7 protein-coding genes and 1 pseudogene are annotated in these 8,161 nt (G+C 53.3%); all 8 read left to right on the plus strand.

From position 1 onward, the window contains the following. Positions 1 to 564: pseudogene (locus ABX962_RS23740) on the plus strand (hypothetical protein); the annotation flags it as partial. Positions 565 to 860: 296 nt separating this feature from the next. Continuing rightward, positions 861 to 1,064 carry a hypothetical protein gene (locus ABX962_RS23745; protein WP_372722934.1) on the plus strand — a complete coding sequence of 68 codons (204 nt, stop codon included), beginning with the start codon at positions 861 to 863 and terminating at the stop codon, positions 1,062 to 1,064. A 230-nt stretch (positions 1,065 to 1,294) separates the two neighbouring features. Next, the gene (locus ABX962_RS23750) at positions 1,295 to 1,939 is read left to right on the plus strand and encodes a hypothetical protein (RefSeq protein WP_372722935.1); all 645 of its coding nucleotides are present in this window, start codon (positions 1,295 to 1,297) and stop codon (positions 1,937 to 1,939) included. Between the two features lie 89 nt (positions 1,940 to 2,028). Then, a complete protein-coding gene (locus ABX962_RS23755) occupies positions 2,029 to 2,610 on the plus strand; it encodes a hypothetical protein (RefSeq protein WP_372722937.1) in 582 nt (193 codons plus the stop codon). A gap of 225 nt (positions 2,611 to 2,835) precedes the next feature. Then, entirely contained in the window at positions 2,836 to 3,246 is a 411-nt protein-coding gene (locus tag ABX962_RS23760) for a hypothetical protein (RefSeq protein ID WP_372722939.1), read from the plus strand. Positions 3,247 to 3,351: 105 nt separating this feature from the next. Next, positions 3,352 to 3,849, plus strand: coding sequence for a hypothetical protein (locus ABX962_RS23765; protein ID WP_372722941.1), 498 nt, complete (start codon positions 3,352 to 3,354; stop codon positions 3,847 to 3,849). A 1,713-nt stretch (positions 3,850 to 5,562) separates the two neighbouring features. Further along, complete coding sequence (locus tag ABX962_RS23770; protein WP_372722942.1) at positions 5,563 to 5,991, plus strand: hypothetical protein; 429 nt, start codon at positions 5,563 to 5,565, stop codon at positions 5,989 to 5,991. A gap of 1,234 nt (positions 5,992 to 7,225) precedes the next feature. Beyond that, on the plus strand, positions 7,226 to 8,161 hold a 936-nt coding region (locus tag ABX962_RS23775; protein ID WP_372722944.1), incomplete at its 3' end, for a response regulator.

Here is an 8,161-nt window from a genome sequence, read left to right on the forward strand (position 1 = left end):
AGGGTTAGTGCTCTTGGCGGAATAACTTATTTTGATTGCTCCGACCTTCCGGATTGGATCAGAAAGAGGACATCCGACGAGACACTTGAATCTTGGGGGGTAGCCGAAGTCTTCACCGTGAACCTTCAAAAAACGGATGCCGATGACGCGGACCTAGAGGTCATCTTGGGACGAGCAGGCTATGGGCGTATCTTTCTCAGCTATACCGACATTACTGACGATGGATTGAGGCATCTGACAAAACAGCCGCAATTAGAGACTGTTGTGTTGGACCACACGGAAGTTGGGGATGAGGGGTTGTTGACTCTCCGTTCGCTTCCAAATCTGACGACCTTGGACCTTAGCGGGACGGCAGTAACCAACGATGGGCTGCTCGGCTTGCAGGAGTTTCCTGCATTAAAGACTCTGGTACTTATGGACAATCCTCAGATTACCGATGCCGCGGTTGGGAATCTTATGCTATTGAAGGATCTTGAAAGGCTTCACCTTGAAAATTCCAGTGTAACGAACAAGGGAGTGATGATTTTAAGAGAATCACTGCCTGGCTGCGAAATAATGAATTGAATCGAAGATACGACTAGGCGAATGACCTCGTGGTAAAGACGAACCAAGCGATCAACGGAAGTCGCGGAGTCGTCGTTATTGACAATAGAAAATCAATTGCCGCGACTCGGTCATCGCCTGCGTTCGTCGAGACAAGAAGGACGCAATCGTGAACGTAAAGTTTGGAGTCCCGCTTCCTGGCGGTTGGTTCGATTGCAACGCTGAAGAATCCCAGTTGCGTCATGCCGAATTATTGAATGTGATGGGACAATAGAAGATTTCTACCACTACGAGCGACGTTTTGGAACTGAATGTTGATGGGCAAATTTACAATTGGTCAATTCGTCCACCTCGATGGTAGCGGTGTTGGTGTCGTAGTGATGTTACCCAACAATACAGATGTGCCCGATGAACATATTGGCGTTTGGTTTGGTAATACAACGGAGACGGGCAGTCCAGTGATCTGCACGGTTCCCGCCGAATACTTCAAGCATACGCCCAACCCCACCATACAGCACTGAAACTCGACGAACCAGGCGATTGGGATCGGGGCCGCATTACTGCGGCCGCCGCCTAACGCGCCGACCGCAGATTGGGAGACCGAATTTCCCTTGGCCATTCCGATCGAGTACATTGGCCATCAGCGCCGATGGCTCCAACTGTCGTCGTGGCCGACCCGCGTGAACCATGTGGTGCACCGCCGTCGGCGAGACGAGTTTGCATTTGAGTTTCGGTCCATCGCGTCGACGCGGTGACCACCGGACGTTCGCCGCAGAGGGCATTAGTGGATTACTTCGTCATTGACACCGACTGGGATGAAAACCTCGACTCGCCCTGGGATACCCTCTGGGATGAGTGTGAGTTCGGCGCACTCGATTGTCTTGGTGGCTCACTTCCGTTGGCAGCGATTTGGAAGGCACCCTCTGTCACGCTTGAACGACGTATTAAGCGTCCGGATGTCTACAGTTTCGTGCTCAACTATGCCGTATCCGAGCGGGTACGCGATCTGTTTGCCCCCATCGTGCAAAAGGAGGCCGAGTTCTTGCCGCTCGCGGTCCCACAACTCGACCCCGTATTTGTGGTCCACCCGCTCTGGCCTGTGGATTTTGATGAGCGCGCCGAAGTGCAATGCAATGGAGTGAGCCACAACATCACGGTAGTGCGCAAATACTCGTTCACGCTCGACCCGGATCAGTACAATGGCCCCCGTCACATGTTTCGTATGCGGCAGGCAAAGGGGTCTGCCGCGCGGGATCACGGTTTTACTATGAGCCGCGTGATTGTTTCTGAAGTCATCAAGGCCGTCTGCGAAGAACACGGAGTCACAGGGATTGTTTTTAAGGAAGTGCAGTCGGCCACGAAGCCAAGGAATACTCCTCGGCGAACAAATCGGTGAAAGGGAGGACTCGGCGCAGTCGGTCCTGATGTCATGTTCCTCTCCTCGCCCCCCGTTACCTCAACCGTTATCCGACGAAGGACCCTTAAATGATCCTGCATCCTAAGCTACTTTCCCTGCTCGTTGTGCTAACCGTCAACCTTCCTTTCGGCGGGCAATCGCATGCCGAAGATTCCGGCGGCAATTCCCAACCGAACACGACGCAATATCTTGTCGAGCTGTCCGAATACAAGCTCGAACAGTCGATTCCAACCGGGCTTGGCGAGGGCGAGGTTGTTGACGCTATCCTCAAGTCCGGCACTAAGCCTGTCGAGACGATACGACTGACTGCGATGTCCGAGACCGAAAGCATGATCCAAGTCGGACGGCGTGTCGCCTTAACCACCGGCACCATGACCCGTGGCGGTGTCACGACCCGCCAAACTAAAGACATTGAGATTGGCACGATCCTGCGTATACAGATCAAGCAACATGCCAAAGGTGCAATCGCAGATATCGACTATTCAACAAGCCGTCTCGATGGTGACCGTACTGATGATTCTCCTTCTGATGTACTCACGAACACCATGCAATCAACGCAAATCTACGGTCTTGGCAAGACACGCCTGTTGTCGACCGTCGGTGCTGGAAAATTGACTGGGGTTCTCATCACCGTCAGCGAAATCCCCTGATTTAGAATGGCGGATAACAATGACGATCGGGTTAGCGACAGTCTTAAGAGAGTGCAAGTGGCATGTCGAAAAACTTGGATTTTTTGACACCTTGCCATTTCACTTTCGGCACAGGCCCACGCCGAAGCTCTAGATTCGTCAGGATCGCTGTCTCAGCCCGACCGGCTGTTCCGACGAGTCCGCGTCGAAGACGCTGCAGCCATAGACTCTGAGTCGGCATTGGTGATGGGAACCTACGTATTGGATGCGAAAGCGACTGAGGATTTGATGCAGGTCGACACCCTGATGAAAGAGATCAATCGTATTCGACTGACGGACTGGAAGACCGGCGTCTGGACGAAGCAAAACGCCGAACTGACGATTCGTCAACGGATGGATGACTACATTCAGACCGCGGGTGCGTTTTACCGTGGCGAGGGCAAACGGCCCACAGGCGTTGTTGGTCGGCCACTTGAGAAGTACACGGACATCGAGCTTGGCGATCGACAATTGGCCAGCGCGCTTTCGACTGTTCGAATGGCAACGGCCTGGGATGTCCCACTTGAGGCAGGGCAAGCCGCACGCCTGGATGCAGTAATTCGCCTTCGTCTGGCCAAGATCGATCGACAACCCTACGAAGACGCAACAACGCCGTGAATCGAAGCGTCTGGCGACGCGGGTCTTGAAGTCAGAGCCACTTGGCGGCCGCCCGATTACGTATTTCGTTATCCCACTAAATTCCATCTACAAAGCGATTGAGCATTGGTAAATCCATACGAACCCGTTGCGACTCGCTGCGTCGACATTTCCATCGGCGAACCGGTCCGCAGGGCGCCCGCCTCGCTGCTAGCGTTCTTGCCCGGAACAACTCTTGGACTTCACATTGGCGCTGCGGTCGAAGCGGGCATCCCAGCCGCAATCCAGCGAACGACGGGTAACCCAATGGCTTCCGCAAAGTTCTTTCTCGGCTTTGCCACGATCGCGCTCGCGGTCACCTTTGCTTATCGTGTCCCGCGTTGGTATTTTGTGGGTCGGCATCGCATCCTCTGGTGGTCAGCGTTTCTTAGCGGATCGCTAATTGTGGGACTCGGTTTCTCAACTGTTGTTGTTCTCGGTCGACTCGGATTCTACAATCCCGTTGGACCGCCCACCGCTGCGGCCATTGCGATTCTTGCAGCGATTGTCTCGGTTTGCGTTGTTCTTGGCGTCGAAGCCGAAGCCTGTTTTGCACGTTTGAGTAAGGCTAACAGCGGCGGATAACCACGTGTGTCACCGCAGTCGGGCATGCTAGGTTTCACCAATGGACAGTCGACTCTCCCAACCGGCTGATCACCAACGTTCCCAGACTGGAAATTAGGATTCGATGAATTGGTCTTGGCGGTCTGGCAGATGAAGGCCGAGGATATTTTTTGTGCTGCAAACGTGACGAGTGTCGGATGGCAAAACGGGCAACTTGAGAAGTGGGAACCACAGATGCACTCGGATTCACACAGATACGTCAGAAGGTAATCTGTGTTCATCGGCGTTCATCTGTGGTTTCATTCGCTGCCAGTTTTTTTGTGCCGTGAAGATGGTTGTACCGTGCGCAGGCAGTGCAAAGAACGAGAATTTGGATCGCGTCAATCGACTCGCTACAATCAACGCGCGGCCAGCGGCAAAACAACGGGGAACTTTCGAGTGCACGACCCCGCCTTTCGCGGCAAGCCCTACTTCCAGGTACGCCTACTGGATATCTCCAGATATGGGATCGTGATCGGTCCCCGTCCAAGTTCCCGATCTACCGAGGCCCCATGTTTCTCCAAGGCATCTGCCGGGCTTCCGGTTCGGTTTCGCAGTCAGCAGCCTGCTGCCATCTCAATGGTCACTCTACGACGGGCCTGAAGACTCCGGCCTCGATGTGGTTTCTTTTCGTAGCAAACGCGGGTCTTGGCGTGAATGTGACTGGCGACGTTCTTAGCGTTGTAGCTTGTCCGATTCAGTTATTGTTAAGTCAGTCCGGTTCTCGACAGCTAGCCAGATTTACGATCACATTCGCAGGCTTCCTTCGCACGGATTGTCACCTCTGGCGCAGTTGCCGCGTTTTCAGCCAAGGGGCCTCGTACCGTTCTTTCGTTAGATTTTCACTTGGTACACTGATTCCATGAAAGAGACCGGAACCAGGTACAGGGGACTTGCAACCCACAAGATTACGCCCATGCTGGGCGTACTGCACACCGAGGACTCGACAGCACGCTTTGGTAAAGCGTTGCCTTTCCGCTCGACCCCGGTTATGCCTTACGTTCGGCGTTTGTAAAAAAGCCGGTTAGGTCGCAATTCTTTTTCATTAATCCAATTTCGACTTCTGTAGATGACACCCTTTAACCCGTATAGCCCAAGCAGAATCGAAAGCGATGTTTCTACCCCTAGATTCGTTCCGACAGATGTTCGAGGCGTTGTGCTATCACTGCTTGCCGGGCAAATCCCAGCTTCCGCCGTGGCATACTACCGTCTGCTTGAGATATCTAAATGGCCCGAAAACTTCCTAACTTCCGACTTCCAACAATCGTTCGCAGTTGCAGTAGTGGCACCGTGGTTCATAGCGACGATTGCGTCACCGATTGCTTTTCGATGGACAACTCAGTCTCTGCGACACACCGTCGGTCGGCATCTGCCCATTTCCTGTACGCTGCTTGGTTTGTTAGTGGCCGGCTCTCTTTTCGTCGGACGTTCCCGCATTGAGGGTTACTGGTCGTTCGAACGCGGGTGCTATCCATCGATACTTGTTCCGCTGCTTTGTCTTTCCGGTGGAGTTATTTGCTACGGTTGTCTCTGTGGATCCTCCTGGCGAAACAGAGTAAACTGAGTCGTACTTACCAGCCTAGCTAGGCGGCCGATTTCCATCGCAATCGGGGTAGGCCCCGGAATGCTCCAAGGCCCCCCTCCTTCGCAAAGTCACTGCTTGAAATGAACTCAACGCCGTCCACGAAGTCGCGATTGGCTATCCCCCGTTGGGCACGCTTTAGCATTCGCACCGCGATGGTGGCGATACTGATCGCTGCTGCCTGCTTTGCTTCCTACCGAATGGGCGTCAATCGGGGGCGGGAGATCGGCCCTATTGTCCCGACAAGCATCTCCGCGACATCAATCTATTCACGCGACTACGACGTTTCGGACATCGTCAAATCCGAACGAGACGCGAAACTCGTGATTGCTGCAATCCGCGAATCCGTTGATGCTGACAACTGGGACGTTGCTGGCGGTTACGCGGAACTGCATTACGATCCCAAATCAAACGTGCTTGCGGTATCTCATGTCTGGCCTGGGCACGTCGAACTTGTCCGATACCTTCAAAGCGTCCGCGAATTCGCTCGGTTCGGCCGATCGTTAGATGAGACGCTGTCGGATACGAGCTCGAACTTTTGACCCGTTCGCTGCGAGTTGTCTTCATCGCCGAGTCACACTTGGGCGGAAGTATCGTTGACGCTCCTCAATCTGTTGAGTCAATGCCATTTGGGTATGCCGGCCGAGGGAAGCCGATCTCGCACTTGTATGGACAACGCAGTTGTAAAACAAAAGGATTGGAAAGTCGAAGGTTTGATAGCCTTCCGCTTTCTGCCTTTGTCCTACTGTTTTTCCAACCTGATCGTACAACCTCGTTCGGGCTGGCTTAGCGATGGTCGGTACTGCCGACATGCTGGATAATTTCTTGCCAGTCATCAAACATGAATCGTTGCTAGATCTCGGTTAGATCAAGCCGTCACATCCTATTTTTTAACATTCGATTTCTTAGTCATTCCTGGTCAGTGTCCTGCGGCGTAATGATGGCCGGAGGCCGGAAAATCGACCGCGGCCGTCAACAGCCAACGATGTCACGCTGTTCGTTACACCGTGACGCTTTCGCGGATCGAACTAAGTGGCAGACAGAAAGATAGGTGCGACAGAAAAATTGGAAAGACAGAAAAACGAATACCGAATTGCTCTCTCTTCATCTTTTTGTCATCCATTTTTTTGCCTGTAACTGACCGTCAGGGGGACGTTGCGTTTTATTGGGCTCGAGCTCGTCAATTCGCGTTGGCTGGCGGACAGTGCTTCGATCGCTGTCGCCGCGACCCGCGGCTGGTTTGAGCCGCAGGTCGCGTTGTGTATTGTTGAGGCCCCGCGAGGAGATGAAACGGCTAATTCGCGAAATGAGAGCCTCCCTTTCGTTTCCGATTGCAGAAGAGAGTTACCACCGCTGCCGATTTTGAGATCGCGCTCGTAGTGGGTTCACAAGCGAAACCGTTTGTTTACAACTGTGTTCGACGCTATTTTGGAAGTACAACTCGCACCCCATTGCATGTTTGCAAGCCGTCTCAGGTTTCAGTTATGAATACTGCAAAGCTGTTTTTTCGGACAAATCAGCTAGTTTCAGACGCCAGACCAGTGTCAAGGCTTTTGTTCGCTGCAAATGCTTGTTATCTATAAGGTCGTGTGCGTCGTGTGAAGACGCGTTCTTGCATCTGATTTTGAGTTATACACAACCGATGTCAGTGCAACCACGGCGTCCTGCAAAGGCTAGGCGAATCAGTAGTGAGCAGTGCGGGCGAATATTTCGGTGTGACAGGAAATACGATGCAGCGTTGGATCGTTTGAGATCCATTGCACGGGAGAGTCAATCATGGAGCAACCTGAATTTCTGGCGATGGTCGTCGACGACGAAGAGATTCCGCGGCAGATGCTTGAATTTGCTCTTGCTTCGGAAGGATTTCGTTGTCTCGGTGCAGGTGATGGGGCGCAGGCATTGGCAATGCTAGAGAGCAACGCGTTTGACCTGGTCGTTACGGATATCCGAATGCCAAATATGCATGGACATGCATTGGTGGTGCAATTGCTAGAACTTGAGCACCCTCCGGTCATCGCGGTCCACACGTCGGTGGTGGAACCTCGGATCGTCAAAGATTTGATGTTGCGTGGGGTAGACGACATTGTTTTCAAGCCCACGGATTACAAAGCGTTTGCCGCGAAAATGAAAATGCTGGTGTCACGTCGCCGTATTGCGGTGGCCAAGGCAAAGTCTCAGTCCGAGTTGTCTGCGGAGTCGCAAGGCAGTGCGTCCGATGCGAAGGCACGGGATCCGTCAGCGGCAGCGTCGTCCACGGACGCACTCGAGTTGCCCGATAGCATTTCAATAAACGATAAACTCGATGACGTATTTGCCGCGTTGCCGATGTCGCCTACATCGATCGAGATCTACCAATTAACGCTTGATAACGAGGTGGAGACACGCGAGATCGTCGCTCGCATCGAGATGGAGCCGTTTTTGGCGGCAGAGATTTTGCGGTTGGGCAACAGCAGTCATTACAACCCGAGCGGTCAACGGATTAGCGACCTTGTCTTGATCGTCAATCGGATTGGTCGCCGGAGGATCGGAGAGTTGGCACTGGGTGCAAGCGCATGCAATACACTCAAAGAGCGTCGTTTCTCGGGATTGGACGCCGAAATGCTTTGGCGACGTAGCACCGCAGCGAGCATCGCGGCTCAAATCTTGGGGGACCAGCGTGAGCGAAGTGAAACGGCGGGGCTAGTGCTTGGTGCGGTGATGCATTTGCAGGGA

Source organism: Novipirellula sp. (genome assembly GCF_041583735.1).
Lineage (GTDB): Bacteria > Planctomycetota > Planctomycetia > Pirellulales > Pirellulaceae > Novipirellula.